General features: G+C 59.6%; 7 protein-coding genes. 3 read left to right on the top strand and 4 right to left on the bottom strand.

Features of this window, described 5'->3' with window-relative positions; genetic code table 11:
* Positions 1-52: 52 nt before the first annotated feature.
* Complete coding sequence (locus AC5YUO_RS08550; protein WP_496152988.1) at positions 53-790, bottom strand: helix-turn-helix transcriptional regulator; 738 nt, start codon at positions 788-790, stop codon at positions 53-55.
* Positions 791-1,127: 337 nt separating this feature from the next.
* Between AC5YUO_RS08550 and AC5YUO_RS08545 the strand changes: the two genes are divergently transcribed.
* A complete protein-coding gene (locus tag AC5YUO_RS08545; protein ID WP_400817505.1) occupies positions 1,128-2,894 on the top strand; it encodes a glucan ABC transporter ATP-binding protein/ permease in 1,767 nt (588 codons plus the stop codon).
* Between the two features lie 112 nt (positions 2,895-3,006).
* Here the strand turns inward: AC5YUO_RS08545 and AC5YUO_RS08540 are convergent, their stop codons facing one another.
* Together AC5YUO_RS08540 and AC5YUO_RS08535 are read right to left on the bottom strand one after the other, a co-directional pair.
* Complete coding sequence (locus AC5YUO_RS08540) at positions 3,007-3,234, bottom strand: hypothetical protein (protein WP_496152987.1); 228 nt, start codon at positions 3,232-3,234, stop codon at positions 3,007-3,009.
* 484 nt (positions 3,235-3,718) lie between these two features.
* Positions 3,719-12,214 carry a GH36-type glycosyl hydrolase domain-containing protein gene (locus AC5YUO_RS08535; protein WP_496152986.1) on the bottom strand — a complete coding sequence of 2,832 codons (8,496 nt, stop codon included), beginning with the start codon at positions 12,212-12,214 and terminating at the stop codon, positions 3,719-3,721.
* A gap of 573 nt (positions 12,215-12,787) precedes the next feature.
* On the opposite strand from AC5YUO_RS08535, the gene AC5YUO_RS08530 reads away from it, so the two are divergent.
* Positions 12,788-13,966 carry a M20 aminoacylase family protein gene (locus AC5YUO_RS08530; protein ID WP_496152985.1) on the top strand — a complete coding sequence of 393 codons (1,179 nt, stop codon included), beginning with the start codon at positions 12,788-12,790 and terminating at the stop codon, positions 13,964-13,966.
* A gap of 77 nt (positions 13,967-14,043) precedes the next feature.
* On the opposite strand, the gene AC5YUO_RS08525 is transcribed toward AC5YUO_RS08530, so the two are convergent.
* Positions 14,044-14,187: a hypothetical protein gene (locus tag AC5YUO_RS08525; RefSeq protein WP_003505150.1), complete on the bottom strand. Its 144-nt coding sequence runs from the start codon at positions 14,185-14,187 to the stop codon at positions 14,044-14,046.
* Between the two features lie 229 nt (positions 14,188-14,416).
* On the opposite strand from AC5YUO_RS08525, the gene AC5YUO_RS08520 reads away from it, so the two are divergent.
* Complete coding sequence (locus AC5YUO_RS08520; protein WP_496152984.1) at positions 14,417-15,520, top strand: NAD(P)/FAD-dependent oxidoreductase; 1,104 nt, start codon at positions 14,417-14,419, stop codon at positions 15,518-15,520.
* Position 15,521: the final 1 nt, after the last annotated feature.

The following is a 15,521-nucleotide window of genomic DNA, read 5'->3' as shown; positions in this document are numbered from 1 at the left end:
GCAAAACCCGGTCTTGGAAAGGGCAATTCCGGCGAGAACTGTCCTGTTTGCGCTAGCTCAGCAAACCATGACGAAAAGCAAGTGCGACGGTATGCTGCCGGTTCTTGGCGCTGAAACGGCGCTGGATTCCGTTGATATACCAGTCGACCGTGTGGTTGGAGATCGATAGTTGACGTCCAATTTCGGTGGAAGTCATGCCGTCCGCCATCAGCGTCAACACCTCCATTTCGCGCCTCGTGAGCTCGAGAGCGGAAACTTCAGGGGTGTTGCTGAAGCCATGGGCCTGCCCGGAAAGATCGAGCAGGCGCCAGAACACGGCGCGCGTCGCCGCATCGAGCAGCTCCACCTGCAAGGAGGGCAATTGCCGGTCCTGGCCGCCGATGAAGACCGCACCGATAAAGCCCGCACGGCCGTGCACGGGAAAGGCGTAACCACCCTGCAGACCGTATCGGCCGGCATCGTGGAAAAAGACGCTCGCCCTTTTGCGATGCATCGCACGCGGCAGGCCCTCCAGCGCTTCCTTCCACTGAAACGGCTTGTGCACCATGCCGATCACCTTGCGGACGGGATCGACGAGATTGTATTTTTTGGCCCTGTAGACCTCCAGCCAGCCTTCGGGCAGATGCTGTGCGAGAATCTGGCCGGTGGAGGCGAGCTCCCCGGTCATCCGCCTGCTGACGAGAAAATATTCGAAACCGTATTCGCGAATAAGCGTTGCAAATTCGGAGCGAACGCGGTCGGCGCTTCCCGCCTGGTAACACGCAGAGATGAAGTGAAGAATATCATGCATAAAGACAGGGGGTCCGGGCTTGGCTTGAAGGGAATGACACGAAGGACATGGTCCCGCGATGACGTCATGTTACTCGGGCGCCGGTCGGTTGAGATTGAACATATCGTCGTTAGCAATCCCTGAAACGAAGATGCGAAATCTTGTGACGGCAGATCCCGGGAAACATCAGGTTCGGTTTTTTCGGTTCGCACGCGCGGTCAATCTGTTAAGCCGCCATTCAGACAGAAAGAGCGATAATTACACAAAATTCGCCGTCTCATGCAACCTTGCTAAAGTAGCATAGCGTTGAGGCCGAACGATAAACCGCTTGAAAAGACGCTCGGACTGGATTGAAAATTTGACCTTGTTTCAGGTTTACACACGCGCTCTGCGCTATCTGACCGTACATAAATGGCGGGTGACGGTGGTCGTCATCGCCAACGTCATTCTTGCAGCGATCACCATCGCCGAACCGGTGCTGTTCGGCCGGATCATCGACGCCATCTCTTCCGGCACCAATGTCACGCCTATTCTCATTCTCTGGGCGGGCTTCGGTGTCTTCAACACCGTGGCTTATGTGGCCGTCGCCCGTGAGGCCGATCGTCTGGCCCATGGCCGGCGCGCCTCGCTGCTGACGGAAGCCTTCGGGCGCATCATCTCGATGCCGCTCTCCTGGCACCATCAGCGCGGCACATCCAACGCCCTGCACACGCTGCTGCGCGCCAGCGAAACGCTGTTCGGCCTCTGGCTGGAATTCATGCGCACGCATCTCGCCACCTTCGTCGCGCTGGTGCTGCTCGTCCCGACCGCCATGTCCATGGACCTGCGCCTGAGCTTCGTTCTGATCGGCCTCGGCATCGTCTACTGGTTCATCGGCAAGTGGGTGATGGGCCGCACCAAGGACGGCCAGGCTTCGGTTGAAGAGCACTATCACAGCGTTTTTGCCCATGTCAGCGATTCCATCAGCAACGTGTCGGTGCTGCACAGCTACAACCGTATCGAAGCTGAAACCAAGGCGCTGAAATCCTTCACCGAAAAGCTGCTGAGCGCCCAATATCCGGTGCTCGACTGGTGGGCCTTCGCCAGTGCCCTGAACCGCACGGCCTCCACCGTTTCGATGATGATCATCCTCGTCATCGGCACCGTGCTCGTCAAGAACGGCGAATTGCGCGTGGGTGACGTCATCGCCTTCATCGGTTTCGCCAATCTCCTGATCGGCCGTCTGGACCAGATGCGGCAATTTGTGACGCAGATTTTCGAAGCCCGCGCCAAGCTTGAGGATTTCTTCGTGCTGGAAGATTCCGTCAAGGAGCGGGAAGAGCCGGGCGACGCCCGCGAATTGTCGAATGTCTCCGGTACCGTGGAATTCCGCAACATCAATTTCGGTTTCGCCAACACCAAGCAGGGCGTTCACGACGTTTCGTTCACGGCGAAGGCCGGCGAGACCGTTGCGATCGTCGGACCGACGGGTGCCGGCAAAACCACGCTCATCAACCTGTTGCAACGTGTTTACGATCCCGATTCCGGCCAAATCCTGATCGATGGAACCGATATTTCGACGGTCACGAAAAACTCGCTTCGCAATTCCATCGCGACGGTGTTCCAAGATGCCGGCCTGCTGAACCGCTCCATCCGCGAAAACATCCGCCTCGGCCGTGAATCGGCCACCGATGCGGAAGTGGTGGAGGCAGCAGCTGCGGCCGCGGCAACGGATTTCATCGACAGCCGCATCAACGGCTACCTGACCCAGGTGGGCGAGCGCGGCAACCGCCTGTCCGGCGGCGAGCGTCAGCGTATCGCCATTGCCCGCGCTATCCTGAAGAACGCCCCCATTCTGGTTCTCGACGAAGCGACCAGCGCGCTGGACGTGGAAACCGAAGCCCGCGTGAAGGCGGCCGTGGATGCACTGAGAAAGAACCGCACGACCTTCATCATCGCTCACCGCCTGTCGACTGTCCGCGATGCGGATCTGGTCCTGTTCCTCGATCAGGGCCGGGTCATCGAGAAGGGCACTTTCGATGAGTTGAGCCAGCGCGGTGGACGCTTCACCTCGCTGCTGCGCACCAGCGGCCTGCTGACCGAAGACGAAGGCCAGCAGCCCCGGCCAAAGGCCATTGCCTCCTGAGGCTTGGGCAACCGGAATAGAGACAAGGGCGGACAGCATGTTGTCCGCCCTTTTTCTTTGTCCGCTTCCCGACGATCGCGCCAAACCATGGATCGCTATCGGAGAATTTTGGTCAAAGAACCTGCCAGCCAAAAATCAATCTGCCCGAATGGGAAGGCATTTCCAGAAAGGCAACAAGACCTGCTGTGAGGTTGATCAAGAAAACTCCGAGAACCACGCCAAGCGTGATTCCAACGCTCGTTTTCCGGGGGTAGCGCGCCAACCAACAGGACAACGCCAGGGAAAGAACGGTGAGCACCACCAACAGTGCCGATTCTGTGAAAGATGCGCTGAATTGCAAGGGAACTCCCTTTTCGATCTACTGGAAAAATATCGCGAGACGCGCAGAGATCACGCCAGAGCCCTGGGAGCGATTCCCTAAATCGACCATAGATGACAAAATGCCGTTGCCCATCGTCAGAAATGGATCACTCGCAACTGCTGCTTCTGCCTGAAAAGGCTGACGGTATCGTACGTCCTGCTTAAACGGAATCGTTCGGCCTGCTCTAGCGCTTCGTTTTCCCGCATTTTCCGGACGTAAAACCACTTCGAACTTTTACCGGAAACGCTCTACCGGACAACCCGGCCCGCGTCATCAAGGCTTTCGTAGATGACCTCATTTTCGATGTCGTCGGTTTTCAGCCTTTGAATGTGAAAGAGACCGGACATCCACACGATGATCCGGCCGACATGCTGAAGCGGAAGCAAAGCCAGCCCCATAAAAATTCAGGCCCCTGCGTCACCACAAGAGCCTGAGTTTAAAAGTAAAAGGAGATGTGGCCGTCTCAGTCGAAGGGGATCACCCGATCATCGGCCGACAGCACCTTGCCATCAACGGATATGGAGGCCTCCGCCGTGTCGGCCTTGCGGCTGACGACGATGTCCCTTGCTTTCCCGTCGAGCATGATCTTCACCGAGAAACCGCTCCAGTCTTCCGGCAGCGACGGCGAAATATGCAGCTTTCCGTCAGTGCGAGTGATGCCGAGAATACCCTCGACCGCTGCGCGGTAGAGCCAGCCGGCGGAACCGGTGTACCAGCTCCACCCGCCACGACCCGCATAGGCGCCTTCACCATAAACATCGGCGGTCACCACATAGGGTTCGACCCGATAGGTTTCCGATGATGCCGCATCCAGAGCGTGGTTGACCGGGTTAAGCAGCTTGAAGCAGTTCCACGCCTCCTGCGCGCGGCCTTGCTTGGCAAGCGCAAGAACCACCCAGGTCGCGGCATGGGTATATTGTCCGCCATTTTCGCGAACACCCGGCGGGTATCCCTTGATGTAGCCCGGATCATGCGGCGCACGCGAGAAGGGCGGCGTGAAGAGCCTGATAATGCCGGTCTGCTCATCAACCAGATGCTCCATGACCGCATCCATTGCCTGCCGCGACCGAGCCTCTTCGCCTTCACCGGAAAGAACACTCCAGCTCTGGCCGAGCGAATCGATCCGGCATTCCTCGCTTTCGGCGGAACCCAGCGGCGTGCCGTCATCGAAATAACCACGGCGGTAATAGCTGCCATCCCAACCCGCTGTTTCCAGCGCATTGCGCAGCTTTTCCCGGTGCGATGCCCATTTGCCGACGCGGTCGGTATCGCCGCGCTTTTCCGCAATCTCGATGAAATCGCGCAACGCTCCGGAAAGGAACCAGCCGAGCCAGACGCTGGTACCCTTGCCGCCGACGCCGACACGGTTCATGCCATCGTTCCAGTCACCACCGAGGATCAGCGGCAGGCCGTTTTCGCCGGTGCGATGAATGGCAAGATCGAGCGCCAGCGCGGCATGTTCGTAAAGCGTGGCCGATCTGTCGCTGGTCTCCGGCTGGAAGAATGCGTCATGCTGTCCGGGCATCAATGCTGCGCCCTTGAGGAAGGGGATGCTTTCATCGAGGATGGCGGCATCGCCCGTGGCCGAGACATATTGGTTGATCGCATAAGCAAGCCAGACAACATCGTCCGAGATGGTGGTGCGAACACCGGCCCCCGTCAGCGGCAACCACCAGTGCTGCACATCGCCTTCCGGGAACTGGCGGCCTGCCGCGCGCAGGATCTGCTTGCGGGCGAGATCCGGCTGGTAGAGCAGGAAGGCCAGCGTATCCTGCAACTGGTCGCGGAAGCCGAAGGCGCCGCTCGACTGGTAAAAGGCCGTGCGCGCCAGAATGCGGCACGCCAGCGCCTGATAGGGCAGCCAGTTATTGACCATGTGGTTGAAGCCGGCATCGGGCGTGGAGACCTGCAGCTGGCCGGTAAAGCCCGTCCAGAACGCCTTGCTTTCTTCCAGCACCGACAGGAAGTCCGCCTGGCGAACATCCTTCACCAGGGCTTCGGCCTCTTCCGCATTGTCGGCATCGCCGAGAATGAAGGTCATGTGCCGTTCTTCGCCGGGCTTCAGGTGGATTTCCTGCATCAGTGCCGCGCAGGGATCGCCATCGACCTCGGTGCTGCCGCTGAGCGCCGCACCGGACACGATGCCCTGCGGGGCCTGTGCCGAACCGAAGCGGCCGATGAATTCCCGGCGGCTGGTGGTGAAGCCGCTTGCCTCGCTGTCGAGTGTCAGGAACGAAGTGCGGGCGCTATAGTCGATGCTGTAGGGGTTCGACGCGAAGATCGCGTTGCTGCCCGCATCATGCCTGCTCAGGATGAACGGCGCGGATTTCTGGCCGTTATTGCCGAGCACCCACTCCACATAGGCATAGACCTTCAGACGGCGGCTTTTCGAACCCTTGTTGCGCACGATGACCTGCGAGAACTTGACCGGCTTTTCTCGGTCAACGGTCTGCGTCAGCTCGACTTCGAGCGTATCCGCCACGCCGGTCAGGATGGAATAACCAAGACCATGGCGGGTTTCGAACATGGCTTCGGGATCACGCGACAGCGCGGCACAGGGCGTATAGAGCTTTCCTGTTTCCACATCGGCGACATAGAAGGCCTCACCCGGCCGGTTGATGACAGGGTCATTGGTCCAGGGTGTCAGCTGGTAGTCGCGCGAATTGCGGCTCCAGCTGAAACCGGCACCTTCGGCCGAAATATGGAAGCCGAAATTCTCGTTCGAGATAACGTTGATCCATGGATGCGGCGTGGATTGCCCACCATTCAGGCGCACAACATATTCCTGGCCGTTCCTGGCGAAGCCGCCGAAACCGTTCCAGAAATCGAGATCGCCCGCATCCTCGACCGGCTCCGCAACCGGGAAGGCCGGCACGGGCAGGCGGGCCTGCGCAGCATCAGAGGTGCCGTCAGGACCGCGATTGGCCGCAAACAGCGAGACAGCGCGGTTGATCTGGTCGACGATCTTGCCGTTGCGCACATGCAATACGACGCGGGAAGCGGCGAGAAGCGCGCTCCAGGTCTCTTCATCCATCAGGTCGCGGCGCACGGAGAAGACGTGCGGGCGACCGCCATCGGCGGGATTGATGCGGCGTTGCGTCTCGGAAATATGATCGAGCGCATGCTGCATGTCCTGTGCGTAGGACGCAGCCCGTTCGTTGACGATGACGAGATCGAAGATCACGCCGCGCGAACGCAGATATTCGTGGGCGCTTAGCGCCTCGCGGGCAATATCCATGTCCATATCGTCATTGATGCGCAGGCTGAAGATCGGGAAATCGCCCGAAATGGCAAGCGGCCACAGAGCGCGCTGCGAAGCGAGGCCCGTTTTCAGCGTTTCCGAATCCGCGCGCAGATGCATGTCGGGATAGGTCAGATAGCGGCCGAGATGCTGGAAGGCGGCCGCCTGCTGCGAGGTAACGCCCACATGGCGCATCTGCACCTGCGTGCGCGTCCAGGCATGCACGAGTTCATGGGCGAAAGCGTCGGGATGACGATAACGGTCGATCGCCTTGTCGACTTCCTCGCGGCTCGGGGCGGCAATCGTCCAGAAGATCACGCTCACCTTCTTGCCCGCCGGCACGCGCACGGTGCGCCGTAGGGACAGGATCGGATCCAGCGTGAAACCATCGGTGCTGGAAAGCGTCGCACCGGCATCGAATGCCGCCGCTTCGCGCAGCGACCGGCCGCAGCCGATGAACTTGGCGCGATCCGTCTCAAATTCCGTCGGGCGCGACGGGCCGGCATTGTCGGCGGCCAGATGCGCGATAACGGTGCCCGGCTCGTTCGGGCTGCGACGGTTGCGCCAGGCGCGGATGACGTCACCGCGGCGACCGATTTCCGTCTGCACGAACATGCGCGAGAACAGCGGATGGGCGTTGTCATCATCCTCAGACGCGATGACCGGCTCCATATAGGAGGTCACTTCAATGTAGCGATCCTCGGAACCGACGTTCAGCAGGGTGATGCGGCGACCTTCGGCATCGTGCTCGGTGGCAACGATGCACTCGACCACGCTCTGCAGATCGCCTGTTGTCTTGTGGAACTCGGCCTTGTCATCGGTGAAGATCGTCTTGGTCTTTTCGCCTTCGATGACACGCGGCTCGGCCGTCGCACTCCACCATTGTCCATTGGTGGTGTCGCGCAGGAAGATGAAGGTGCCCCACCGGTCGTCGGTCGGATCCGCCTTCCAGCGGGAAATCGCCTGTCCGTTCCACTTCGAATAACCCGCACCCGTCGAGGTGAGCATCGTCGAATAATGGCCGTTCGAGAGGAATACCACTTCGCGGTCGCGTACCGCCGGATCGGCGATGGAACGCACTTCCGCACGCAACAGGTCGGCCTGTTCCTTGCCGGGGGTTTCGGGCTCGTATTTGGCGCTCATGACCGGAACTTCGCGCGGGGCCTTTTCCTGCAGCAGCAGTTCGGCCGCCTCGATCACCGGATCGGAATGGAAGAGTTCGCGCAGCACGCCATCAAAAGCGACGTTGGCGACAGCCGCAATCGACATGCCGTGGTGGTGGGCATAATAGTTATAGACCACCGCGCAGACCTTGCCGTCAGGCACGCGTGTCGGCGTGAAATCCACCGCATCGTGGAAACCATACTGGCCGAGCGCACCAAGCTTGCGCAGCTTGTCGAGGTTCTCAAGCGCACCATCAGGATCGTACTGGCTGGCGAGGATCGACGCATAAGGCGCAATCACCGCATTCTGGCCGAGGCCACGCTTGAGGCCAAGCGTCGGCACACCGAAATTGGTGTACTGGTAATTCATGTTGTGGTCGCGGGCGTTGAACGCCGCTTCGGAAATGCCCCACGGCGTGCCGAGACGACGACCATGATTCATCTGTTCCTTGACGATCAGATTGTTGGTCTGGTTGAGGATGCCACCCTGACGCTCCTGCATGACCAGCGGCGGCATCAGATATTCGAACATCGAGCCCGACCACGACACCAGCGCGCCCTGCGCACCGATCGGCACAACCTGGCGGCCGAGACGGTACCAGTGCTCGGTCGGCAGATCGCCCTTGGCGATGGCAAAGAGGCTGGTCAGGCGGCATTCGGAGGCGAGAAGGTCATAGCAAGCCTCGTCCAGCTCCTTGCTTTCAACACGGTAGCCAATCGACAGAAGACGACGATCCTTGCGGTAAAGGAAGGTGAAATCCATCGAGAAGGCGAGGTTACGGCTGCGGTCGCGCAGTGATGCGAGACGCTGGCGCAGCGGCTCCATATTGGTGAGGTCGATGGCGCTGTCGGAAATATGCGCCTCGCAGGATTCCACCAGCAATTGCGCCCAGCGGGTCACTTCCGCGCTCTGCGTGGACTTCACCTCGTGATCGACATTGGTTGCAAGCTTCTGGATATCGCGTGCCAGAACAGCAAGATTGATGACGCGGATCGAGGCGAATTCATGCTCGCGCTTGACGGAGGCGAGCGCATTGGAGAAGCCGATGATGCGCTCTTCAAGACGGCGATGCAGCGGACGCAGGTTCTTGCGGTTGTCGGGCAGCGCCTTCAGCGTTTCGCGCAGAATACCGGCGACATCGCCGATACCATCCAGATTGCCCTGAAGATGGGCCGACGGTGCTTCCGCCCAGTCACGGCACGCGGACGAAACCGCAATCAGGTGACCGGCGAGATTGCCGCTGTCCACGGCCGAAACATAACGCGGTCCAAGCGTCTGCAGGGTGTCGGTGTGATACCAGTTGTAGAGATGGCCGCGATGCTTCTCCATCTTCTCGACGGTCTGGATCGTGTTCTCGATCCGCTCCAGCGTATCGGCAAAGCTGATCCAGCCGAACTGGCGCGCCGAAATGACGGAGAGCAGATAGACGCCGATATTGGTGGGCGAGGTGCGCGAAGCAACGATCGGCTCCGGCGTTTCCTGGAAATTGTCCGGCGGCAGGTGGTTTTCCTGCGGCGTCACAAAGGCCTCATAATAACGCCAGGTGCGGCGGGCGATCTTGCGCAGTTCGAAGGAGACGTGTTCGGAAACGAACAGCCGGTCTTCGGTTTCAGCCGACTGGCTGACATACCAGGCGACGGCCGGAGACAGAACCCAGAGCAGCGTGAAGGGAATACCGATCAGGAAGGCATTGTCGCCCGGCAGCGCCGCAAACAGCAGGCCGAGCATCGCCACGACGGGCGCATGCCACATCTGGCGATAATAATCGACGATGCTGCCCTGCGCGCTGGACTGCATGCTGGCGGCGGTGCGCCATTCCAGCATCAGCTTGTGGCTGACGAGCAGACGGTAAAGCGAACGGACAATCGCGTCCGTCATCATGCAGGCGGCATCGGCAATGAAGACGATACGCAGCGCAACCTGCGCATTGGTGGCGCGGATTTCCGACCAGATGGTATGGAAATGCGCCTGCGGCACTATGTCGGTGGAGCGCGGCACGAGGCCGGAGAGCAACGAGAGCGTGGGGGCGACAAACAGCGAGAAGATCAGCAGGATCTGCCAGATCAGAGCACCCAGCGGATCCATGAAATACCAGCCGAGGATCGAAGCGAAGAACCAGGCGATCGGTGTCAGCGAGCGACGCAGATTATCGACCATCTTCCAGCGGCCGATGGCGGTGACGCCACGGGCACGGTCAAGGATGAAGGGAAGCAGCTGCCAGTCGCCACGCGCCCAGCGGTGCTGGCGCGAGACTTCAACCTCGTAGCGGGTCGGGAAATCCTCGACCAGTTCCACATCGGTCACCAACGCGCAGCGTGCGAAGGAGCCTTCGAGCAGATCGTGGCTGAGGATGGAATTCTCTTCGATCCGGCCCTTCAGCGCCGCTTCGAAGGCATCCACGTCATAAAGACCCTTGCCGGTGAAGGTGCCTTCGGAGGTCAGGTCCTGATAGACGTCGGAAACAGTAAAGACATAAGGATCGATGCCGCGATTGATCGAGAAGACGCGCTGGAACACGGAGGCGTCCTTGCCCGTCGTCAGCGAAGGCGTAACGCGCGGCTGCAACAGGCCGTAACCTTCCACGACACGACCGGATTCCGGATCGATCTTGGGACGGTTGATCGGGTGGTGCATCTTGCCGACGAGCTTGGTGACCGCGTCGCGCATCAGGCGCGTATCGGCATCGAGCGTCATGACATATTTGACATCGGCCGGCACGATATTCGCACCGCCGAGGAAGGTCGTGTCCTTGTCGCCGCGCAGCAGCATGTTCAGCTCATGCAGCTTGCCGCGCTTGCGTTCCCAGCCCATCCAGCAGCCTTCGGCCGAATTATAGATGCGGCGGCGATGCAGCAGGTAGAAACGTGTCTTGCCATCAAAGGCATAACGGCTGTTCAGCGCCGCAAGCTCGCGCTTGGCATAGTCGAGAATCTCGATGTCGTCATCGGACTGCTCATATTGCGCATCGCGCCAGTCGCTCACCAGCGAGAAATAGATCTCGCCATGTGGATTGGCGAGATAATGCACCTCGATATTGCGCATCATCTCATCGACGCTGTCGCGGCTGGTCAGCATGCAGGGCACGGCAACAAGCGTGCGGGCATCCTCAGGAATACCGTTCTTGAACTCGTATCCGACCAGCCGGAAAGGCTTCACGAAGAAGGTGACAAGGGTGTTGAAAAGACCGGTCGCCCCTTCCGAGGCCGGCAATGCGAACATCAACAGGAAGGCGGTGACGACATACCAGGGCATGCCCGCCTTTGCCAGGAACCAGCCAACCGCAAGCATCGCGACCGCCGTGATGAGAAGCACCGGCGCGGCGATGGCGAGCCAGTTGAACTTGCGCATCGAGCGGACGATGTGCTGCGACGCGAGCGGTCGATACCCCAGCGCCTTTTCAAGCTCGAAGCGGCGTTGACCGACGAGTACCGAGCCCACATTGACACGATGGTTTTCGTCAGCGCCCGCAGGCAGATCGGACCGTGCCATTTCGACGGCGGCACGCGCCACCTCCACTTCGGTCTTGGGTGAGCGGCGCGCCAGAAGCTCGATGGTGTTGCGATAGGTGTTGCGCGAACCGAAATCGAGAATCTCGTAATCGGTCTCCTCGCGCAGAACCTTGTCGATATGGCTGACTTCCTCGAACCATACCGACCATTCGGTGTCGTCGATTTCACGCAGGCTCTTGACGATGTTGCCCATCGTCACATTGCCGGAGGCCAGACGATTATGTTCCGACATCATGACGTTTTCGGCGTCGGTGCCGGCGGCATGCAGACGCTCTTCGAGCCAGGCAACGGCAAAACCCGATGTCTGCGAGCCATTGCGGAGACGATAAAGGAATTGCGTCGCAAAGGTCGGATCGTCGACCAGCGAATCGACCTGCTTGAGAAGTGCGGCCGATGCTTCGGCGTCGTTCAGACGAATGATCTCATCCACCACCTCATTCGCCTTCTGGCGCATGCGGCGCGAGCGCTCGACGCGGATCGAGATGCGGCGCAGATTTTCGATGAGGACAAAACGGATGATCGACGGCAGCGCCCACAATTCGCCGATCTGCAGCGTCTTCGAGGTCTGGTAGCCGTCCACCAGCGCCGTCATGTTCTCGCGCGAAACCGTGCTGTGGGTATGGGCGACATAAAGCCAGCCGAGTGCCATGACCCGCGGAATCGTTACCCCGCCCACCATCATCGTCGGCAGCTGGCGATAGAATTTGCGCGGAAAATCGCGCCGCACTTCCTGGATCGCCTCTTCGATGACGTAATGATTGTCGAGCAGCCATTCCGCCGCCGGCGTAATCGTTGCACCGTTTTCCGCATCGACGGCCGTGGTGCGGTAAACCCTGAGGATTTCCTTCTCATTCTCGCGGTGACGCTCGAAGAAATCGAATTCCATGAAGCCGGGCAGGCTGTCGGCACCATCGCGGGAAAGCGCGGCACCGGCATCATGCAGTTCCTCGATCGTCATATAGGACGCACGGATCGAATCGTTGTGATCGATCTGCTTCGTCTCGGAATCACGGGCGGCGGCGGTCGGGGTGATATGAAATGACATCGGGCTCGTATTCTGAACTTTATGGAGACTTGTTCGACTTGACCGGCATTTCGTCCATGGCGGGAACACACACGAAAATCAGGCCACGCTATATTTATGACTTATCCTGAACCTTCGGTGAACCGGACGCGCTGGGCGGAACGGATCGTCAAGCGCAGGATATCTGCAGGAACGGCATCCTGCGGCGTAATGATTCCAGGATATGTGCGACGCTCGGGATCGGTATGGACAGAGTATTTTCGATAAGGGGCAGAAAATGGCGTCCTGCGGCCCGGCAATGCCGTTCCGACCGGATTTCGCACCCTCCCCGACGGCGAAAATTGTTCGCGCAACGTCCGATAATCCCCCGTTGACAACCTGAAAGGCAACACGAACCGAGAGGGCCCGCGCTACATCCGAAAGAAGCTAATGCCCCAGGACGTCAATAGTTCCATGCCACCTGTCGCGGCACGATGCAAGCGCTGAATTTCGGGGCATTTCGGGGCAGGCTACGCCCCTTACGCATGGCTGTATATGCTGCTATGTCATTTGCAAAAGGCGCCGGAAAAAACGGCCGAAACCGGGACTTTGAAAATGACCAGACAGACCGCAAATCTCGCATCCTTTGCCAACCATATGCCTGATGTGGTGGCCATTCGTCGCCACTTGCACCGCAATCCCGAAATCGGCCTTTCGGAGTTCAAGACCTCGGATTTTATTGCCGAACAGTTGGTAGCAATGGGTTATGAAGTCACGCGGGGGCTAGCCGGAACCGGTATCGTCGCCACGCTCAGCAATGGTGACAGCACCCGCACGCTCGGCATCCGCGCCGACATAGACGCCCTGCCGATCCATGAAGAAACCGGTGCGGATTATGCGAGCGCCAATCAGGGTGTGATGCATGCCTGCGGCCATGACGGCCACACCGCCATGCTGCTCGGCGCAGCGAAGATAATTGCCGAGCGCAAGAATTTCGACGGAACCCTGCATCTGATCTTCCAACCTGCGGAGGAAAATTTCGGCGGCGCCCGCATCATGATCGAGGATGGGCTGTTCGAGCGCTTCCCCTGCGATGCGGTCTTTGCCCTGCATAACGATCCCGGCCTGCCCTTCGGGCAATTCGTGCTGCGCGACGGACCGATCCTTGCCGCTGTCGACGAATGCAAGATCACCGTCAACGGTTATGGCGGTCACGGCGCCGAACCGCAGGACGCAGCCGATCCCATCGTTGCCGGCGCAAGCATCATCATGGCGCTGCAGACGGTTGTTTCCCGTAACATCCATCCGCAATTGTCGGCGGTCGTCACCGTTGGCGCGTTCCATGCCGGCGCTGCCAGCAACGTCATTCCCGAGACGGCGGAAATGCTGCTGACCATCCGCTCCTTCGATCCGGGCGTGCGCGACGAACTGGAAAGGCGCATCAGGGCGATAGCCGAAGGCCAGGCCGCCAGCTACGACATGAGCGTCACCATCGATTACGAGCGCGGTTATAACGCAACCGTCAACCACAAGACGGAAGCGGATTATGTCGCCGATCTCGCCCGCCGTTTTGCCGGACCCGAAAACGTGGCCGAGATGCAGCGCCCGTCGATGGGTGCGGAAGACTTCGCCTATATGCTGGAGAAACGGCCCGGCTGTTATTTCTTCCTCGGCACCGCGCGCACCGAAAACGACCCGCCGCTGCACCATCCGAAATTCGATTTCAACGACGATATCCTGCCGATCGGAACCGCTTTCTGGGTCGATCTGGCAGAAGATTACCTGAAGGTGTGAATGGGCATGAAAAAGGCCGGTCGGAGGAGCGACCGGCCTTTTGTTCTCAAATTACCTGATGAGAAAAGTCGGGAGGATCAGGGAACGAGACCGAATATGACGGCAGCGACAAAAGCCACGCAGACGCCGACAAGAGCCGCATGAACCGAATCTTTCCAGTTACGCGGCGACTGGGGCTGCGAGACAAAGTCTTTTACTTTTCCTGCCTTGGAATAAGACATTGTACACTCCCTTCCTGCTCGGCCCTTCAAAACGGGCATTGCTTATTTCACTTGTAGAATAGCTTTATTCCCCACTGCTTCAGTAGAGATAAAATTCCATAAGATCGGCGCATCGGGAAAAATACGGATTGCGACTTGCCCGTCGGCAAGCATCAATCTACCCATGGCTCGGTATCAACGCGGCGGCGGGCATTTCCGTTCAAAAGCAATGGCAGGCACGGAAAAGACCATGACGGATATCGACGCCATCATCATCGGAGCCGGGGTGATCGGGCTGGCAACAGCGCGCGAACTGGCGATGCGTGGCCTATCCGTCATCATCCTCGAAAGCGAAAAGGAATTCGGCTCGGCCACCTCCTCCCGCAACAGCGAGGTCATCCATGCCGGGCTCTATTATCCTCTGGGAAGCCTCAAGGCCCGACTTTGCGTGGAGGGCAAGGAGCGGCTCTATGCTTTCTGCCAAAGTCACAGCGTTTTACATCGTCGCTGCGGCAAACTCATCGTCGCCACGAGCGATGAAGAGACGGCCATGCTCGCCACGCTGCGCAAAAAAGGCAAAGCAAACGGCTGTAACGACCTTGAACTGATCGATGAACGACAGGCGCTCCTGCTCGAACCCGCGCTCACCTGCGTCGCAGCCCTGATATCGCCCTCGACCGGTATTATCGACAGCCACGCTTATATGCTGGCGCTGCTTGGAGACGCACAGGATCATGGCGCAGCCCTTGCCCTGAACGCACCCTTCGAAAAGGCAGAGGCAACGGGCGATGGTTTTCTGGTTCATGTCGGCGGGGCCGAGCCTACCAGCCTGACATGCCGGCTGCTCGTCAACTGCGCCGGGCTTGTTGCACCGATGCTGGCAGGAAAGATCGAAGGATTGCCGGAGGATGGGATCCCGCAGGCGCGTTTCGCCAAGGGCAGCTATTTTTCGCTCGCCGGCAGGTCGCCCTTTTCACGACTGATCTACCCGGCGCCGCACACCCATGGCCTCGGCGTGCATCTCACGCTCGATCTTGCCGGCCAGGCCCGTTTCGGGCCGGATGTGGAGTGGGTGGACACCATCGACTACGCCGTCGATCCGCGCCGCATGGAGGGTTTTGGTGATGCGATACGGCGCTATTGGCCGGGCCTTCCCGATGACGCGCTGATCCCGGCCTATTCCGGCATCCGGCCGAAGATTTCCGGTCCCGACGAACCGGCCATGGATTTCCGCATCGACGGGCCGGAAACGCACCGCGTCGCAGGCCTCGTTAATCTCTTCGGTATAGAAAGCCCCGGCCTGACAGCCTCGCTGGCGATCGCCAACGAGGTCACAGCACGGCTCGAGGCCTGAT

It is taken from the genome of Agrobacterium sp. LEGMi-208b (assembly GCF_059511785.1).
Note: the sequence above shows the minus strand (reverse complement) of the source record. Positions and strands in the feature narration are given on the sequence as shown.